At 48.0% G+C, this 15,834-nt stretch carries 20 protein-coding genes and 3 pseudogenes; 3 read left to right on the top strand and 20 right to left on the bottom strand.

Annotated elements, in window-relative coordinates; all coding sequences use genetic code 11:
• Positions 1 to 17 precede the first annotated feature (17 nt).
• The gene (gene ptsP, locus A1SC_RS13220; protein ID WP_016262224.1) at positions 18 to 2,513 is read left to right on the top strand and encodes a phosphoenolpyruvate--protein phosphotransferase; all 2,496 of its coding nucleotides are present in this window, start codon (positions 18 to 20) and stop codon (positions 2,511 to 2,513) included.
• Between the two features lie 2 nt (positions 2,514 to 2,515).
• Here the strand turns inward: ptsP and A1SC_RS13225 are convergent, their stop codons facing one another.
• The 3 genes from A1SC_RS13225 to ypdA are packed head-to-tail and all read right to left on the bottom strand — an operon-like array spanning position 2,516 to position 5,833.
• Positions 2,516 to 3,373: an AraC family transcriptional regulator gene (locus A1SC_RS13225; protein WP_000648321.1), complete on the bottom strand. Its 858-nt coding sequence runs from the start codon at positions 3,371 to 3,373 to the stop codon at positions 2,516 to 2,518.
• 13 nt (positions 3,374 to 3,386) lie between these two features.
• A complete protein-coding gene (ypdB, locus tag A1SC_RS13230) occupies positions 3,387 to 4,121 on the bottom strand; it encodes a two-component system response regulator YpdB (protein ID WP_001516812.1) in 735 nt (244 codons plus the stop codon).
• 14 nt (positions 4,122 to 4,135) lie between these two features.
• On the bottom strand, positions 4,136 to 5,833 hold the full coding sequence (ypdA, locus tag A1SC_RS13235) for a two-component system sensor histidine kinase YpdA (RefSeq protein WP_000544386.1): 1,698 nt from the start codon (positions 5,831 to 5,833) through the stop codon (positions 4,136 to 4,138).
• A 376-nt stretch (positions 5,834 to 6,209) separates the two neighbouring features.
• Between ypdA and alaC the strand changes: the two genes are divergently transcribed.
• Positions 6,210 to 7,448, top strand: a complete 1,239-nt coding sequence (gene alaC / locus A1SC_RS13240) for an alanine transaminase (RefSeq protein ID WP_000785926.1) — start codon at positions 6,210 to 6,212, stop codon at positions 7,446 to 7,448.
• Positions 7,449 to 7,511: 63 nt separating this feature from the next.
• Here the strand turns inward: alaC and ypdK are convergent, their stop codons facing one another.
• Entirely contained in the window at positions 7,512 to 7,583 is a 72-nt protein-coding gene (gene ypdK, locus A1SC_RS24520; protein ID WP_010723117.1) for a membrane protein YpdK, read from the bottom strand.
• 355 nt (positions 7,584 to 7,938) lie between these two features.
• Positions 7,939 to 8,859, bottom strand: coding sequence for a kdo(2)-lipid IV(A) palmitoleoyltransferase (gene lpxP / locus A1SC_RS13245; protein WP_000484419.1), 921 nt, complete (start codon positions 8,857 to 8,859; stop codon positions 7,939 to 7,941).
• Positions 8,860 to 9,244: 385 nt separating this feature from the next.
• Between lpxP and A1SC_RS13250 the strand changes: the two genes are divergently transcribed.
• Positions 9,245 to 9,487 (top strand): YfdY family protein, encoded by a 243-nt coding sequence (locus A1SC_RS13250; RefSeq protein WP_000639873.1) that lies wholly within the window; start codon positions 9,245 to 9,247, stop codon positions 9,485 to 9,487.
• A gap of 101 nt (positions 9,488 to 9,588) precedes the next feature.
• Here A1SC_RS13250 and torI read toward each other — a convergent pair whose 3' ends face one another.
• The 15 genes and pseudogenes from torI to A1SC_RS25040 form a co-directional block, all read right to left on the bottom strand.
• On the bottom strand, positions 9,589 to 9,789 hold the full coding sequence (torI, locus tag A1SC_RS13255; RefSeq protein WP_001163428.1) for a response regulator inhibitor TorI: 201 nt from the start codon (positions 9,787 to 9,789) through the stop codon (positions 9,589 to 9,591).
• Between the two features lie 124 nt (positions 9,790 to 9,913).
• Complete coding sequence (locus tag A1SC_RS13260; protein ID WP_001281200.1) at positions 9,914 to 10,258, bottom strand: hypothetical protein; 345 nt, start codon at positions 10,256 to 10,258, stop codon at positions 9,914 to 9,916.
• A gap of 26 nt (positions 10,259 to 10,284) precedes the next feature.
• On the bottom strand, positions 10,285 to 10,452 hold the full coding sequence (locus A1SC_RS13265; RefSeq protein WP_016262221.1) for a hypothetical protein: 168 nt from the start codon (positions 10,450 to 10,452) through the stop codon (positions 10,285 to 10,287).
• A gap of 83 nt (positions 10,453 to 10,535) precedes the next feature.
• Positions 10,536 to 10,964, bottom strand: a complete 429-nt coding sequence (locus tag A1SC_RS13270; RefSeq protein ID WP_016262220.1) for a DUF2513 domain-containing protein — start codon at positions 10,962 to 10,964, stop codon at positions 10,536 to 10,538.
• Positions 10,965 to 10,992: 28 nt separating this feature from the next.
• Positions 10,993 to 11,331 (bottom strand): annotated as a pseudogene (locus tag A1SC_RS25435) (hypothetical protein).
• A 32-nt stretch (positions 11,332 to 11,363) separates the two neighbouring features.
• Positions 11,364 to 11,609 (bottom strand): annotated as a pseudogene (locus A1SC_RS25630) (S24 family peptidase); the annotation flags it as partial.
• Between the two features lie 801 nt (positions 11,610 to 12,410).
• On the bottom strand, positions 12,411 to 13,076 hold the full coding sequence (locus A1SC_RS25045) for a hypothetical protein (RefSeq protein WP_016262218.1): 666 nt from the start codon (positions 13,074 to 13,076) through the stop codon (positions 12,411 to 12,413).
• Entirely contained in the window at positions 13,073 to 13,294 is a 222-nt protein-coding gene (locus A1SC_RS13280; protein WP_001683865.1) for a hypothetical protein, read from the bottom strand. Before A1SC_RS13280 ends, A1SC_RS25045 begins: the two co-directional genes overlap by 4 nt.
• Before the next feature lie 58 nt (positions 13,295 to 13,352).
• Positions 13,353 to 13,565 (bottom strand): annotated as a pseudogene (locus A1SC_RS26215) (hypothetical protein); the annotation flags it as partial.
• On the bottom strand, positions 13,562 to 13,726 hold the full coding sequence (locus A1SC_RS0121590) for a DUF2737 family protein (RefSeq protein WP_001214456.1): 165 nt from the start codon (positions 13,724 to 13,726) through the stop codon (positions 13,562 to 13,564). The pseudogene A1SC_RS26215 and the gene A1SC_RS0121590, both read right to left, overlap by 4 nt.
• A 10-nt stretch (positions 13,727 to 13,736) precedes the next feature.
• Positions 13,737 to 14,030 carry a phage anti-RecBCD protein gene (locus tag A1SC_RS13290; RefSeq protein WP_015980123.1) on the bottom strand — a complete coding sequence of 98 codons (294 nt, stop codon included), beginning with the start codon at positions 14,028 to 14,030 and terminating at the stop codon, positions 13,737 to 13,739.
• Positions 14,031 to 14,043: 13 nt separating this feature from the next.
• The gene (gene ssb, locus A1SC_RS13295) at positions 14,044 to 14,550 is read right to left on the bottom strand and encodes a single-stranded DNA-binding protein (RefSeq protein WP_000168274.1); all 507 of its coding nucleotides are present in this window, start codon (positions 14,548 to 14,550) and stop codon (positions 14,044 to 14,046) included.
• A complete protein-coding gene (locus tag A1SC_RS13300; RefSeq protein ID WP_000365275.1) occupies positions 14,551 to 15,258 on the bottom strand; it encodes a Rad52/Rad22 family DNA repair protein in 708 nt (235 codons plus the stop codon). It abuts the gene before it with no gap.
• A 254-nt stretch (positions 15,259 to 15,512) separates the two neighbouring features.
• Positions 15,513 to 15,665: a host cell division inhibitory peptide Kil gene (gene kil, locus A1SC_RS13305; protein ID WP_016262215.1), complete on the bottom strand. Its 153-nt coding sequence runs from the start codon at positions 15,663 to 15,665 to the stop codon at positions 15,513 to 15,515.
• Positions 15,650 to 15,784: a hypothetical protein gene (locus A1SC_RS25040; RefSeq protein WP_000972063.1), complete on the bottom strand. Its 135-nt coding sequence runs from the start codon at positions 15,782 to 15,784 to the stop codon at positions 15,650 to 15,652. Before A1SC_RS25040 ends, kil begins: the two co-directional genes overlap by 16 nt.
• Positions 15,785 to 15,834: the final 50 nt, after the last annotated feature.

The raw sequence follows: 15,834 nt of genomic DNA, 5'->3' as shown, positions 1-15,834 counted from the left end.
ATTAACTCGGAGCGGTTATGTTAACGATTCAATTTCTTTGCCCTTTGCCTAACGGTCTTCATGCTCGCCCGGCGTGGGAACTTAAAGAACAGTGCAGCCAGTGGCAAAGTGCAGTGACCTTCATCAACCATCGCCAGAATGCGAAGGCCGATGCAAAAAGCTCGCTGGCACTGATTGGCACCGGAACCTTATTTAATGACAGTTGCAGCCTGAACATTAGCGGCAGCGATGAAGAGCAGGCGCGGCGCGTGCTGGAAGAATATATCCAGGTGCGCTTTATCGACAGCGACAGCGTCCAGCCGACGCAGGCAGAGCTGATGGCACATCCGTTACCGCGTTCATTAAGCCGCCTGAATCCAGATTTGTTGTATGGAAATGTGCTGGCGAGCGGTATCGGCATTGGTACACTGACCTTATTACAGAGCGATAATCTCGACAGTTATCGCGCGATCCCCGCCTGTGCACAAGATTCCACCCGACTGGAACACAGCCTGGCAACGCTTGCCGAGCAACTGAACCAGCAACTGCGTGAGCGTGACGGCGAAAGCAAAACTATTCTCAGCGCCCATTTGTCACTGATTCAGGATGACGAGTTTTCAGGCAATATCCGTCGGCTGATGGCTGAACAGCATCAGGGGCTGGGCGCGGCGATCATCAGTAATATGGAACAGGTTTGCGACAAACTTTCTGCCTCTGCCAGCGATTATCTGCGTGAGCGGGTCAGCGATATCCGCGATATCAGCGAACAGTTGTTGCATATCACCTGGCCGGAGCTGAAGCCACGCAATAATCTGGTGCTTGAAAAACCGACCATTCTGGTTGCTGAGGATTTAACGCCAAGCCAGTTTTTGAGCCTTGATCTAAAAAATCTCGCGGGCATGATTCTGGAGAAAACCGGGCGCACCTCGCATACCCTGATTCTGGCACGTGCTTCGATGATCCCCGTTCTTAGCGGCCTGCCGCTGGATGCGATAGCACGCTATGCCGGACAACCGGCGGTGCTTGATGCCCAGTGCGGCGTGCTGGCGATTAATCCTGATGGCGCGGTGAGTGGTTATTACCAGGTGGCACAGACGCTGGCGGATAAACGTCAGCAGCAACAAGCACTTGCCGCTGCGCAACAGGCGTACTCCCGCGATCACAAGCGTATTGATATTGCTGCGAATATTGGCACTGCTCTGGAAGCACCAGGCGCGTTTGCTAACGGCGCGGAAGGCGTCGGGCTGTTCCGTACCGAAATGCTGTATATGGATCGCGATAGTGCGCCGGACGAGCAGGAACAGTTTGAAGCCTACCAGCAGGTGTTACTGGCAGCGGGCGAAAAGCCGATTATCTTCCGTACGATGGACATCGGCGGCGATAAAAGCATTCCTTACCTCAACATTCCCCAGGAAGAGAACCCGTTCCTCGGCTATCGTGCGGTACGTATTTACCCGGAATTTGCTGGTCTGTTCCGCACTCAACTGCGGTCTATTTTGCGTGCTGCCAGTTTTGGCAACGCGCAGTTGATGATCCCAATGGTGCACAGTCTCGATCAGATCTTATGGGTAAAGAGTGAGATCCAGAAGGCAATCGTTGAGCTTAAACGCGATGGCCTGCGCCATGCAGAATCGATCCCGCTTGGGATCATGGTGGAAGTGCCGTCGGTGTGTTACATCATCGACCACTTCTGTGATGAGGTCGATTTCTTCAGTATCGGCTCCAACGATATGACCCAGTATTTGTATGCGGTCGATCGTAATAATCCGCGCGTATCGCCGCTGTATAACCCGATTACGCCATCATTCCTGCGCATGTTGCGGCAGATCATTACCACTGCGCATCAGCGGGGCAAATGGGTGGGAATTTGCGGGGAGCTGGGTGGCGAAAGCCGCTATCTGCCGCTACTGCTTGGGCTGGGTCTGGATGAGTTAAGTATGAGTAGCCCACGCATTCCGGCGGTGAAAAACCAGCTTCGGCAACTGGATAGCGAGGCGTGTCAGGAACTGGCGCGTCAGGCGTGCGAGTGCCGCAGCGCGCAGGAAATTGAAGCGTTACTCACTGCGTTTACACCGCAAGAAGACGTTCGTCCGCTGCTGGCGCTGGAGAATATCTTCGTTGATCAGACTTTTAGCAATAAAGAGCAGGCTATTCAGTTCCTGTGCGGCAACCTTGGCGTTAACGGGCGTACTGAGCATCCGTTCGAGCTGGAAGAAGATGTCTGGCAGCGTGAGGAGATTGTCACCACTGGCGTTGGTTTTGGCGTGGCGATCCCGCACACCAAATCTCAGTGGATCCGCCATTCCAGTATCAGTATTGCCCGCCTGGTGAAACCTGTCGACTGGCAGTCAGAGATGGGCGATGTCGAACTGGTGATCATGTTGACGCTGGGCGCTAGCGAAGGAATGAACCATGTGAAAGTCTTTTCTCAACTGGCGCGCAAACTGGTGAATAAAAACTTCCGCCAATCGCTGTTTGCCGCCAAAGATGCTCAAAGTATTCTGACACTGCTCGAAACAGAGCTAACTTTTTAAATTTAGCCCTGAAAACGGGCGCTGTACTCTCCTGGCGTCAGACCAAACTGACGCCGGAAGACGCGACAAAAATAGTCGCTATCCGGAAAGCCGCAGCGTTGTGCTACTTCATGAATTGACAGGTGGTATTTCTGCAAAATCATCCTCGCCTTCGCCATCCGCACCCAACGCACATACTCGATAAATCGCATCGTCCCATGCAGCGCAAACAGTTTTGACAGGTGATTTGGCGTGATATTAAAAAACTGCGCCACATTCTCGCGGGTGAGCGGCTGGGCATAATTATCCTGAACCCAGTTACAAATGCTGTGATAGAGAAAATCGCCGCGCGGCTGCGAATGACCCGGCGGCATATTTACCACGTTGCGGCAAAGATGCAGCAAACTGAGTACCAACGGTTGAATGATATTCTGCTCCAGCGGCGAACGGCTGAGATGGGTGAGGGCGGTGAGTATTGCTTCACCTTCACCGCGTTGCAGGCTGGGAAGCTGGAGCTGGCGAACCGGATGTAACAGTGTGGTGGTGCGGCTATCGTAAAACGACAACCCCAGCCATGTTGGTGCAAACACCAGGCTTAACAACATAACAGGTTTGTTGTTGACCGGTAAATTAGCCGCGCGCGCCGGAATAAACAGTATTTCCCCTTCCACCATGCGTTGCTGTTTTGCTGCCAGTTGATTGCCGTATTCGCCGCGCAGCACAATATCCAGCCGGGGGAAATCAATACATAAACTGCCCACCGGCAACGAGGCGGGCTGGCTGGCAAACCAGACGCGCCCCAGTCGCTGTGGGTTAAGCACCAGGCCGCTGAACAGATCTGCGAAAAATTGTTGATCGGCGGGCAAGCCTGTTGCTTTCATGGATATCCCCGATTTATAGATGCATTAATTGTCTGAATTCTTTAACTTTGCTGCGGCTGACAGGCACTTCAAAATCCAGATCTTTCAGTCGCAGAATGTAGGTGTTATTAAACCACGGTTCGATTTCGCGGATTTTGTTCAGATTGACACAAAATGAGCGATGGCAGCGGAAAAAATGCGACGGCGGCAATTTGCTGCAAAACTCGGTGATGTTCATCGGCATCACGTAGGATTCACGCCGCGTATAGACAAAGGTCATTTTTTCGTGCGCTTCGGCGTAATAGATATCATTAATTGGCGTGACGATAATTCGCTCATCTTTCACCAGATTAATGGTGTCATTCTCCCGCGTTACTGTTACCGCAGGCGTACTGCTGGTTTGCTGTTGCTGCCAGGCCGCTTCCAGTTTTTGTAGCATCCCGGTGATGCGTGATTCCTGATACGGTTTGAGAATGTAGTCAAACGCCTCCAGTTCAAACGCTTCTACCGCATGTTCTTTCCACGCGGTGATAAACACAATAAACGGTTTATGGGCGAACTGGCTGATGTTTTGCGCCAGCAGCACGCCATCCAGCGACGGAATATTGATATCCAGAAAAATGGCGTCGACGCGGTTATGTTGCAAAAACTTCAACACGTCCAGACCGTCGTCAAAGGTGCCGACAATCTCCATCTGGCTATGCTCTTTAATTAGCCAGCTCAGTTCCTGTTGCGCCAGGAATTCGTCTTCAACAATGATGACTTTCACAATATCACTCCGGCTCAAAGCAATAACGTAGCCTGTGAGGCGACAGGGGTGCGTTGGTTAGGAATGTAAAACGCAATTTCCGTTCCGGGTTCCAGACGGCGGATATGCAACCCCTCGCCATACAATAACTTCACGCGATGATGCACATTCAACAGGCCTATTTTATTACCTGGCATTTCGTTCGCTTCGACTCGTTCAATCACTTGTGGATCGATGCCATGCCCGGTATCTCTGACCGCAATGCGGACCCGATTACCGCACTCTGCGACGCTAATAGTTACAACACCTTTTCCTTTACAGGGTTGAATGCCGTGGACAATGGCGTTCTCCACCAACGGCTGAATCAGCAGGCTGGGAATACAGCAATTCACCTCTTCATCAATATCATAGATAACCGTCAGCTTGTCACCAAAGCGGGCCTGCTCAATGGCGATATAGTCTTTGATTTGATATAGCTCTTTTTTAATATCGATTTGCTCATCGTCTTTTAATTCAATGTTATAGCGTAGATAACGCGACAGATTAAAGATCAACTGGCGAGCGGTATCTGGATTCAGACGAATCGATGAGGAGATTGCGTTCAGTGCGTTAAACAGGAAATGGGGATTAATTTTACTTTGCAGGGCGCGAAGCTCTGCCTTATTTGCCATTTCACGTAACTGCTCGGCACGGGAAACCTCCAGTTGGGTGGAGATAATTTGCGACAGTCCTACCGCCATCTCCTGTAATGAGGACGTAATCTGGTGCGCGTGGCAGTAGTAAATTTTCAGCGTTCCGGTCACAACGCCTTTCTCCCACAATGGGATCACCAGCATCGAGTGGATTTCCGGTGTGCGGTGGGCTTCATCATTGTTTTTAATGATGATTTTCCCATAATTCATCGCCTGACGCGTCGTTGGGCTAATGAAGTCATCGCCATTCTGGTAGTTATGCTCGCCCACACCGACATAGGCCAGTACATGCTCGGTATTGGTAATCGCCACCGCGTCGGCGTGAATATCGTCACGGATAATTTCACAGACTTTACGTAACGATTCGCTATTCACGTGACGAAACAGCGGCAGGGTTTTATTGGCAATATCCAGCGCCAGCTTGGCCTGTCGCGCAGCGCTGGCCTCTTTTTCGCCTTCAACGCTTTGCACCAGCAGTACAATAAAGCCGATACAGACACTGCCGAGGATCATCGGAATCCCGATTTTGGAGACGATATCCAGCCCCAGCTCGGTGGTTGGTGCCCAGACAATCACCAGAATCATGGTTAGTGTTTCGCAGAGCATACCGCCCAGAATACCGACGCGCCAACGCTGCGCTTTGGGGATTTTCAGGTTAATCCAGCCAGAAATACAGCCCGCCAGAATACTGGTGATAAAGCAGGGGATCGCCGTCACGCCTCCAATATCAATAAGATAGCGGTGAATCCCGGCTATTACGCCGGTAATGATGCCCACCCACGGGCCAAATAAAATCCCGCCTGACATTACCGCAATAATACGCACGTTAACCAGTGAGCCTTCCACCGGCACGCCGGACCAGGTGCTGAACAGGGCGAACAACGAGAAAATGGCGGTAACGGCAAGCAACTCTTTTGGTGAGTGCGCCGACTTGTGTAACAACTCGCGAAACAGGCGGATACGAATAAGGAAGAACAGGCAGATAAGCATTAACGCTGCCCGATCGAAGACCGCCAGCAGCATGTTGAATATTTCGTGCACGGGTAACTCTGGATAAGGATTAAACCTCTATGATAGGTAACCTGAGGGCTGATGACCAGCAGACCATTTTTGAGGAAAAACCACAAATTTAAAAGGGGATTGTCAGGTAAATGGTGCATTGGCAATACATATCTTAATAATGCACATCAGGTTGGTAAATTTATTGAAATTATAATGTTAATTAATGTGGTGGTGTTTTCTTGGGAAAAGGTGAGAATTTCCTATTTTATTACTGATGTTCCTCTTTTATGGCAGCAAAAATTTTTTTGCTAAAACGCTCGACAGACAGATTTTATTCAGGCTATTTTCAAAACAGCCACCTATCGTGGTAGCGTCGCTCGGACGGTCCGGGCGCTCACGTTAATCTGAGGAAATTATGGCTGACACTCGCCCTGAACGTCGCTTTACGCGTATTGATCGTCTCCCGCCTTACGTTTTTAACATTACCGCTGAACTGAAAATGGCTGCGCGTCGGCGCGGCGAAGATATTATCGATTTCAGTATGGGTAACCCTGACGGCGCAACTCCGCCGCATATTGTTGAAAAGTTATGCACTGTAGCACAGCGCCCGGATACGCACGGTTACTCCACTTCACGCGGCATTCCACGGTTACGTCGCGCCATTTCTCGCTGGTATCAGGATCGTTACGACGTTGAAATCGACCCGGAATCAGAAGCCATCGTCACCATTGGCTCGAAAGAGGGGCTGGCGCACCTGATGCTGGCGACGCTGGATCACGGTGACACGGTGCTGGTGCCTAATCCCAGCTACCCGATTCATATCTACGGTGCGGTGATTGCCGGGGCGCAGGTACGTTCAGTACCGCTGGTGGAGGGTGTTGATTTTTTCAATGAACTGGAACGTGCTATTCGCGAGAGTTATCCGAAACCGAAGATGATGATCCTCGGCTTCCCGTCGAACCCAACCGCGCAATGCGTGGAACTGGAGTTCTTCGAAAAGGTTGTTGCGCTGGCGAAACGCTACGATGTGCTGGTGGTTCATGACCTGGCTTATGCCGATATCGTCTACGATGGCTGGAAAGCGCCGTCAATTATGCAGGTTCCGGGCGCACGCGACGTAGCTGTCGAGTTCTTTACGCTGTCGAAAAGTTACAACATGGCAGGCTGGCGTATCGGCTTTATGGTTGGCAACAAAACGCTGGTCAGCGCGTTGGCACGCATCAAAAGCTATCACGATTACGGCACCTTTACACCGTTGCAGGTGGCGGCTATTGCGGCGCTGGAAGGCGATCAGCAGTGTGTGCGCGACATTGCCGAACAGTATAAGCGCCGTCGCGATGTGCTGGTAAAAGGGCTGCATGAAGCGGGCTGGATGGTCGAAATACCGAAAGCCTCAATGTATGTTTGGGCAAAAATCCCGGAACCATATGCAGCGATGGGCTCTCTGGAATTTGCCAAAAAGCTGCTCAATGAAGCGAAGGTTTGCGTCTCGCCGGGTATCGGTTTTGGTGACTACGGTGACACCCATGTACGCTTTGCGTTAATTGAAAACCGTGACCGCATTCGTCAGGCTGTCAGAGGCATCAAAGCAATGTTCCGCGCTGATGGCTTACTGCCAGCCAGCAGTAAACATATTCACGAAAACGGCGAATAAATGTATTCTCAGAAAAGCAAACAGGAGCCAGACGGCTCCTGTTTTTCATTGCACAGTTTGCTTTTAGATCATCAGGGCAAAAGTACCGGCCCAAACGATGACCATAAAAGAAATGCCCATAAAGAAATATTTCACTTTACATCTCTCCGCGTAATTACTGTTACGCCTGAATGACTTCACTACATCTGGTACAGTGAGTTGACACCGGGCAAAACGACCTTAAAAGTCCTCAGCTTTGCCGTGGGCATCATCCCAGAATTCTGAGCTGATTTGCTCGAGACGGCGCTAATGTACGCCTAAAACTAAATTGAAACAAGTGGCATTTTCTTATTTACTTTTAGTAACTTACGAGTGTCTCATATCGACGACAGTTTAATTTCTGCCAGTAATAATTCACGATTTAGCGAAGGGAAAAGCCTTAAGAAAAAAGCCATAAAAACCATTGAGTTATTGTGGCTAATTTGAAGAGGGAAAGAGAACGGGTCGTTTGTTAAACGTATAACGACGCTTCACCCACCGGACGTGTTTTGAAGCGGCGGTGGATCCAGAGATATTGCTCCGGTGCACGCATAATCTCTTTCTCAATAACCTTGTTCATATAAGCGGCAGCCTGACATTCATCAGTCGGGTAACCTTCCATTTCTGGGGTGATATACAAACGGTATCCGCTGTAATCGGCTTTTCGAACCATTGTCACAGTCAACATGGCGGAACCTGAAAGGCGAGACAATACGTAGGTGCCATTGGTTGTTGCGACATTTTCTACCGCAAAGAACGGGGCGAAGGAGCTACCCTTACGACCATAATCCTGGTCGGGGGCAAACCATACGGCTTCACCTTTTTTCAAAGCGCCGACAATACCGCGCAGATTATTTCTGCCGATCATCGCTTTGTTAGAGCGCATGCGACCACGAGTCTGTACCCATTCCATCAACTGGTTATTATGCGGACGATAAGTTGCCATCATTGGCTGGCAAAGTCCCATTACGCGGCCACCCAGTTCCAGCGACATAAAATGTACGCCGACGACCATTACGCCACGATTTTGCATTTGTGCGCGTTGCAGGTTATCCAGGCCTTCGACATCAAACCACTTACGCACGCGACGATCGGGCCAGAACCACGCCATTCCGGTTTCAACCAGCGCCATACCAAGCGAGCGAAAGTTTTCGGCAATGATCTTCTCGCGTTCTTCAGAAGAATGCTGCGGGAAACAAAGTTCAAGGTTTTTACGCGCGATGGATTCGCGACGTTTCAGAAATGGTCTGGCCATCGTGCCGATACGTGTGCCAAGAAAGCACAGAACAGGATAAGGAAGTTGTACCCAAAGCCAGAGTACGCCAAGACCAAACCACGTGAGCCAGTAGCGAGGATGGAGAAACTCGCGGGAAAATTTGCGTTGTGGAAACATAGTTACCTTCTGTAGATACTAATTGTTGTATCGCAGAAGATTCCATGTCGACAGCGGTACACTCAATATATTAGGCCATCATGTACGACAATGGTTCCTGTAAAGAGTGTAAAGACTAGCCAGGACAAAACCACGAGGAGCATGAATGCGGTACTTCTACTGTAACACTGGCAGATCGTTTTCAGCCACTTTTTATTAATCATGCTGAATAAATATTTTTCCACCTGACAAAGAACTGTTTGTAACACCTTGTTTTAACTCCACTGCTGGTCGGGTAAGAGAAGGATGTTGATAAATTGTTGCATAAATTGCAAGTATATAAGGATTGTCTTACTATAAAAGTAACTGAAGTTACAGGTTTTTTAGCACGGCAGGAGGTTGAGCTATGATTTATTTATGGATGTTTCTCGCGCTTTGCATTGTCTGTGTTAGTGGGTATATCGGTCAGGTACTGAATATAGCATCTGCCGTTTCTTCTTTTTTTGGCATGGTGATCCTTGCCGCACTCATTTATTACTTCACTATGTGGTTAACTGGCGGTAATGAGCTGGCAACGGGGATATTTATGTTTCTTGCCCCGGCTTGTGGCTTGATGATCCGCTTTATGGTGGGGTATGGAAGGCGGTAATGAGGGGGAGATATGGTGTCCCCTGCAGGCATCTACTTGGCGCGGCAGGGGATTGATAGGAATGGTGTTTTTTTGATGTGAAAAGTATTTTACCCGCTATTTTACCCATTGGCGCGGCTTAAGAGCTTATTTTTGAATTCACAATGGTCACGATATAACCATCTTGCTCGACCGTGGATAACTTTGGCTTTTGGCAGGTCGCCGGACTTAATCCGGTCGTAGATGAAGGTTTTACCAAAGCCAGTATCGGCCATGATGAATTTCAAATCAACCAGTGAATCAGGCTGTAGTTCGTGTTGCATGAGTGCTATCTCCGAATATGGAATCGAACCTGCAAATCAGGCAATAAAAAGCCGCATTGATGCAGCAATGGTAGGTCTGGATATCTTGAGAAATGAACAGGCCTCATCGAGTGTGAGACTGTGGTTAGTCCTTGCGTAGCTCGCTGATTCTTCTGTAAGTCTCTGGTGCTTTGTTTCCGTGTATCTTCATTTCAGACTTCAACAGAGCAACGAGAGAATCCCATTCGTTGAGGATGCCTTTGAATGCCGGAACGCGCTTTGCAACCTTGTCGAATGAATCTCTGATTTCTGGAATCTGCTCAACAAGTGCAACGCATCGCCGGAAATCGGCTGCGTCATGTGGAGCACCGAAGCTATGACCATAGATATTCTTTTTCAGTCCACATGCGATTGAGGCAAGAGTTGCGCTACTGATGCCGACATCGCCAGTCGATTGCCATTTCAAAACCTTCATAGCCAAATCTGACATTTCTTGTCTACAATAAAAAACCGCCATCAGGCGGCATGGTGTTCTTTCAGTTCTTCAATTCGAATATTGGTTACGTCTGCATGCGCTATCTGCGCCCATATCATCCAGTGGTTATAGCAGTCGTTGATGTTCTCTGCTTCGATAACCCTGTTGAATGGCTCTCCATTCCATTCACCTGTGACTCGGAAGTGCATTTATCATCTCCATAAAACAAAACTCGCCGTAGCGAGTTCAGATATAATTTCCACCAAAGGCAGTAGTTGCTTGATGCTAAGAATTATTCAATATCTATTCCTGTAATATCTTTTATCTTTTTCCTTGCAAAGCCTTTTGCTAGTGATTTTGAAACACTCATAAGTGTACTAATTCCCTCATCCTTAAAGTTTGTTTTTATAGCTTGCCAGACATCCTTTTGACGTAAGTCAGCAATAAAATCATGCCCTCTTGCTGTCAACCTCAGTGGTACTTCGATCCAACTATATCCAACACCTTCCCCTAACGCTTTGGACATTATATGACCGAACCCAGGTTTTCCATCAACCCTGACTATTAATTCGTAGTCATATAATAATCGCATATGGAAAATAAAATCTTGGTCATATCTATTAAAGCCATTATCCTCTAGTTCACTAAGCATCGTGTCAGGGCCACGAGTTTTTTCGAATGCGATAAGTAAATCTTTTAGATATTGCTGGTCTAATTTCATTGCCGCCTCCGTGACATGTCACAGAGATTTATATCATTAATTTTGTTTCGTGCCAGCCTTTGGTCACCCAGCATTGTGAGTCACCATTACACGGGCATGAATTAACAGGAACTCTCTCGCCGCACTTACCGCAACGTTTTCTGCTGATCGATTTTATACGCCAGCGCACACGTGCATCATCCTGGCGGCTCAGTAACGCGATGTACTCACCAAACTCGCAAGGCGAATGCCTGAAGCGGCGCGTGGCTCAGTTACGATCCAGCATTTCAATTTCCTGAGCATCAAGTACAAGCTCCAGCTTACGCATACCGGATGATGCTTGCTTGGCTCTCTGATCGGCTTTGCGCTCTGCTGATGATTTAGCCATTCTGCTTTTCCTGCATTAGGAGAAAGACAATCATGGCGGCGCGGATACTTCCGGTATCTTTTTACGCGATATTCCCCATCCAGAGCACATACAAGAAGAGATCCATCAACAGGAGTGAGTGATGAATCGACCACCAGCAATGCACCCTGCAATATTCCCTCACGATGATGGCTATCAGCTGCCCTCAAGAAGTAGGTCGCTGAAGGATGTCTAATTATCTGCTGATCAAGAGAAATACGGCTCTCAGCATAATCCGCCGCAGGAGAAGGGAAGCCCATAATACTCGCCTCTTAATGCTGTATATACATACAGTATATGTTGAAGCTATATATTTTTGAACTCTATCTCTTAAAAAAGATGTTAATAAGATGCTAACTATTGAAAGGCATAAATATATACAATTCCAACAAACGTTATTTTTAACAAATTTTTTCTCTCCGTTGACTTTTGCGAAAGCCTTGTCTGGCCTAAATTGCGCGGAAGCTACTTTTTCCTTCCTGAGTTATCCACAGAGTTATGCACTTGCATGTATAACCTATACACACTATCTTAATTCGCAAGACACTGATGTTGCGGTATTGAAGGTTCATTGGGTTAAAAATAGACATTAAAAAGCCCAGTTGACTAGGCTGGGCTTTTTAAAAGGAAACAGAGTTTGCGGCTCTGTTCCTGAGCCATAAGTATCTGGCGACTGAATTAAGATTAACCGAATGTACTGGATTCATCAAGAAACGTTGAGTGGTCATACCAGGTAATAATGACCATTTACTAAACATCGTTGTTCTCAAAGAAGATTTAAGTCCAGGTTTTTGGTGACTCTAAAACCTTACCTTAACTCGAAATCGTGCCGTAAGTATCTGGCGACTACAGATATTGCAACTGCAAAGGCAAGCCCAAAGGTATTTGCAGCTAGGCGCGATAAAACTAAGTGAGGCCTGTTATGGTTAACTTACTGTTCAAAATCGTGCCGCCGATGTTCGCGATTATCAAAGCGATCATTGAGTACGTAAACCAGCGTCCATAACGCTAGTTGCTACAGGCCCCATCAAGAGCATGGGGCCTCTTTATCGTACTATTGCTTATTTTTTACGGACTGAGTTGTTCACTGCTCTGGCAATCTTCTCCCGCAATTGCTGCGTTCCGTGGTACTGAACCGCAATATCCCTCAACTCGTTCACCAGTTCTCGAATCTGGTGATCTTTAAGCTCATTATTTGGGTGATTGGTAACAACTCTGGTTAATTCACCCTTGTCTTTTGCTCTTACGTATGCAGCTCTTGTGCATTCGACCCATGTATTACCGCCTACATTAACTTCGTAGATTAGGCTGGACTTATCTGTCAATTCGGAACAAATACGGGCCGTGGTCTGGCAACTAGAGCATTCGCAGTTATCGCGGAAACCGTGGTCTACTGGCTTCGGTTTCACATCATCAACTTTTTCTACCCTATTGGAATTTAAATACTTCGAAGCCTTGCTATGCCAATCGCTGGTTTTAGGATCTTGTCCATCCATCAAACGCCAGGCTTCAGCGATTAACTCATAACTAGTGACTGTAGCTTCCTGCGCATCACCAATAAGTCGTGTAATCTCTCTTTCAAGCCGACCGCCTAGCTCTGTTTTAGTGCAATGTTCTGACCAATCGCCAGCCTCAAGCAGCGCGAGAATGCTTAAAATATCGTCCAATAGAACGGTAGTATTATCGACTTCCTTCTGAAACTCACCGGCTACTGATTTATGCATCATTCGTCATCCTCATCCGAGTCATCCTCATCACAGGATGAGAGTAGTGGGTTAGTCATTCGCCCTACTTGAGTGGCGTAGCCACGCCGACAGAGATTGCGCAGCACACTGTATATTTCGAACATCTCGGTTCGTTCATCGCCAACATCAAGCTCAGATGCTATAGCGTGGCATTCAGTCGCGAGAGCCGATATTTTCTGAAATAACTCTGCTTTATTCACTCTTCGACTCCTGTGGCGGTTCTGGTAGTGGCATCCAGTGAGTTGCTTGCTCAATAATGAGTTGCTCTTCGCTTTTCTCCAGTTCAGCAATGCGCTTACTCCCATCCGAGATAACACCTTCGTAATACTCACGCTGCTCGTTGAGTTTTGATTCAAGTTCACCGAACTTACGGACAAGATATTCAGCGTTTGTTTCGTTAACCTTTAAATCTCGTGGGATGCATTTACCTTTCAGAAATCCATCCATCTCAATTAGTGACATTTGTTTCATTTCTTCCCACTCCGCCACATCGCATTCAGATATTTGTTTTGATTTACTGATGGAAAAGAATTTCTCTTAAGCAATTCCTCTCTCGATGGCATTGGCTTTACGCGTTGGCGAATAATCATTTCTGCCGGAAGAATGCCGGGATTGTATGCAAGTCCTCTCATGGTAAATTCCTCAGTCATTACTGATAGCGCCATAGCGTGAGCGGTAATTACGCAGGCGCGGGTCAATTTCAGGGAAGTGGGTATATGTGGCTTTGCGGAATGGTCGGATTGATGTCTGGTAAATTCGCTCGCGTTCTTCTTTCTCTGCAAGCCATATACAATGGCGAAATTCCTTTTCCTCTTTCGTTTCCTGCGGTAGCGACATTATCCGGTTGTAGTTTTTCCTGAATTTATCCAGCACCTCCGATACGGAATTGCCGGAACAGCGGCGCGCGTCATCCGCACCATACAGAGGCGCTGGCATGATTTTCTCCTGATTAAATTGCGTGAATAGCGTGACGAGGGAAGGGGAGAGTTACTGGTGCAAAGGGTATATCGTCGTCAAAATCCATCGGAGGTTCGTTGTGTTGTGCTGGTGATGATTGCTGCTGTGGCTTCTGTGATTGCCTGCTGGCTGCTTGTTGTTTGCTGTCGCCAATGCCGCCAAGCATTTGCATCACGCCATTAATTCCGACATGAACCTCGGTTGTGTAACGGTCTTGCCCTGACTGGTCTTTCCACTTTCTGGTTCTCAGCATTCCCTCGAAATAAATCTGATCACCTTTTTTCACATACTGCCCCACGACCTCAGCCAGTTTCCCGGATACAGCAACACGATGCCATTCAGTCAATTCCTTTTGCTCGCCAGTATTTTTATCTCGCCATTGTTCTGACGTGGCTATTGTCAGGTTAGCGAACGCTGTTCCTGATGGTGAGTATCGAACTTCCGGGTCTTGTCCTACCCGACCAAGGATAATCACCTTATTTACGCCTCTGCTTGCCATTTATGCCGCCTGTTTTAGTTCGTTAACTCTGATGTTCATTACCTGAACGCATTTAGCCTGCGCCTCCTCGTTGCCAGCCATTAATTGCCAGTCACGCTGATAACGCTCGATGAGTTTTTTCTTGTCAGTTTCTGTTGACGCATAATCGCTGAAGTCTTTCAGGATTTGTTCGCAGTCAACCGATGGAGATTTCTGGTTGGTATTTTCTGGTGATGGTTTGTTATCTGATGCTGGGATTGCCCATCCCGGCAGCGATGGAGGGAGCCAGCAAAATCCTGTTCCATCCTTCAGTTTTGCCCTGTGCCACCCCTGCTTTTTATCGAGAGATGTTTGTGCGAAACCTTCCTCAAGGTTATACAGATACCGACCGATTCCCCACTGAACGGCAGCACGCTTCATTGCACCTGAACGACCACCTTTGACGGCTTCTACCTGCGTGTTTTCAGCAGCATCCCATTTGGTTACCCATTCGGAATCAATCTTGATTGATATGCCGCATTCAACTCCGCCGTTGTTGGGAATATCGCGGTATTCATTGCGCCATCCTGCTTTGCCGCAAACATCGTCCAGGCGTTTCATGATTGCCCGGTTCGTGACATAAGCCAGCACCATAGCCCACACCTTGCCATCGCGTGTTTTACCGCTTTGCTGTATTCGCCATTCGATATCTTCAGGGCTGAATGGCTCATCGAATTTGTTCAAATCCATAATTCACCTCAGAATGGACACGGCCCAAGGAAATAACGCTGATTTAATACTTCGACTCGGGACAAATTAAGGCATACCCGCATTCCTTGGCGGTCACCATTATGGCGATACCAGAGAGCTTTCTGCGTGTACATGCGTCTCTGTAACTTGCTCTCCTTCACTGTGGTTGCAAGTGACATGAATATCTCCTTCGTTACCGATTAAATCTTTCATCTGACGAATGAATTCTTCGTCTGACCAGTTATCTGTAAAACTCATTTCCTGCGATACCACGGAAGGTTGATAGCTGATTTCATCGCTTTATTTGCTTCAAGCCACATTTTTGAATCACCAATAAATCTGGCTATTACTGATTTGTTCTGTGCAGCACGAAGCATCTGGTGATTAATGGCTATTTCATTGCGCATAACGCCTCCAGTTGTTTCTTTGCTGCTCTGATTAATTGTTTAACTCGGCGTGATAATTCAGATTCGTGCGGGTAGAAAGCGGACATGACGCCGCTACCCGCGAGCTGAAAGTGCATCATGGGTAACTCCTTATATTTGATTGCATAACGAAAATGCCTCTCGTGAAGCA

The sequence above is a fragment of the Escherichia sp. KTE52 genome, from assembly GCF_000408325.1.
GTDB classification, from domain to species: Bacteria; Pseudomonadota; Gammaproteobacteria; order Enterobacterales; family Enterobacteriaceae; genus Escherichia; species Escherichia marmotae.
The sequence above is the reverse complement of the archived record's forward strand: the minus strand, read 5'-3'. Positions and strand labels throughout refer to the sequence as shown.

Bases quoted from the DNA above. Each gene is read 5' to 3' on its own strand.
- A1SC_RS13290 (WP_015980123.1), bottom strand. From the start codon at position 14,030: ATGCCAGCGCCTCTGTATGGTGCGGATGACGCGCGCCGCTGTTCCGGC.
- A1SC_RS13270 (WP_016262220.1), bottom strand. From the start codon at position 10,964: ATGAAATTAGACCAGCAATATCTAAAAGATTTACTTATCGCATTCGAA.
- A1SC_RS13225 (WP_000648321.1), bottom strand. From the start codon at position 3,373: ATGAAAGCAACAGGCTTGCCCGCCGATCAACAATTTTTCGCAGATCTG.
- A1SC_RS13260 (WP_001281200.1), bottom strand. From the start codon at position 10,258: ATGTCAGATTTGGCTATGAAGGTTTTGAAATGGCAATCGACTGGCGAT.
- kil (WP_016262215.1), bottom strand. From the start codon at position 15,665: ATGCGCAATGAAATAGCCATTAATCACCAGATGCTTCGTGCTGCACAG.
- A1SC_RS13300 (WP_000365275.1), bottom strand. From the start codon at position 15,258: ATGGATTTGAACAAATTCGATGAGCCATTCAGCCCTGAAGATATCGAA.
- ptsP (WP_016262224.1), top strand. From the start codon at position 18: ATGTTAACGATTCAATTTCTTTGCCCTTTGCCTAACGGTCTTCATGCT.
- A1SC_RS25045 (WP_016262218.1), bottom strand. From the start codon at position 13,076: ATGATGCATAAATCAGTAGCCGGTGAGTTTCAGAAGGAAGTCGATAAT.
- A1SC_RS0121590 (WP_001214456.1), bottom strand. From the start codon at position 13,726: ATGAGAGGACTTGCATACAATCCCGGCATTCTTCCGGCAGAAATGATT.
- A1SC_RS13265 (WP_016262221.1), bottom strand. From the start codon at position 10,452: ATGCACTTCCGAGTCACAGGTGAATGGAATGGAGAGCCATTCAACAGG.
- lpxP (WP_000484419.1), bottom strand. From the start codon at position 8,859: ATGTTTCCACAACGCAAATTTTCCCGCGAGTTTCTCCATCCTCGCTAC.
- ssb (WP_000168274.1), bottom strand. From the start codon at position 14,550: ATGGCAAGCAGAGGCGTAAATAAGGTGATTATCCTTGGTCGGGTAGGA.
- torI (WP_001163428.1), bottom strand. From the start codon at position 9,789: ATGCAACACGAACTACAGCCTGATTCACTGGTTGATTTGAAATTCATC.
- A1SC_RS13250 (WP_000639873.1), top strand. From the start codon at position 9,245: ATGATTTATTTATGGATGTTTCTCGCGCTTTGCATTGTCTGTGTTAGT.
- alaC (WP_000785926.1), top strand. From the start codon at position 6,210: ATGGCTGACACTCGCCCTGAACGTCGCTTTACGCGTATTGATCGTCTC.
- A1SC_RS25040 (WP_000972063.1), bottom strand. From the start codon at position 15,784: ATGATGCACTTTCAGCTCGCGGGTAGCGGCGTCATGTCCGCTTTCTAC.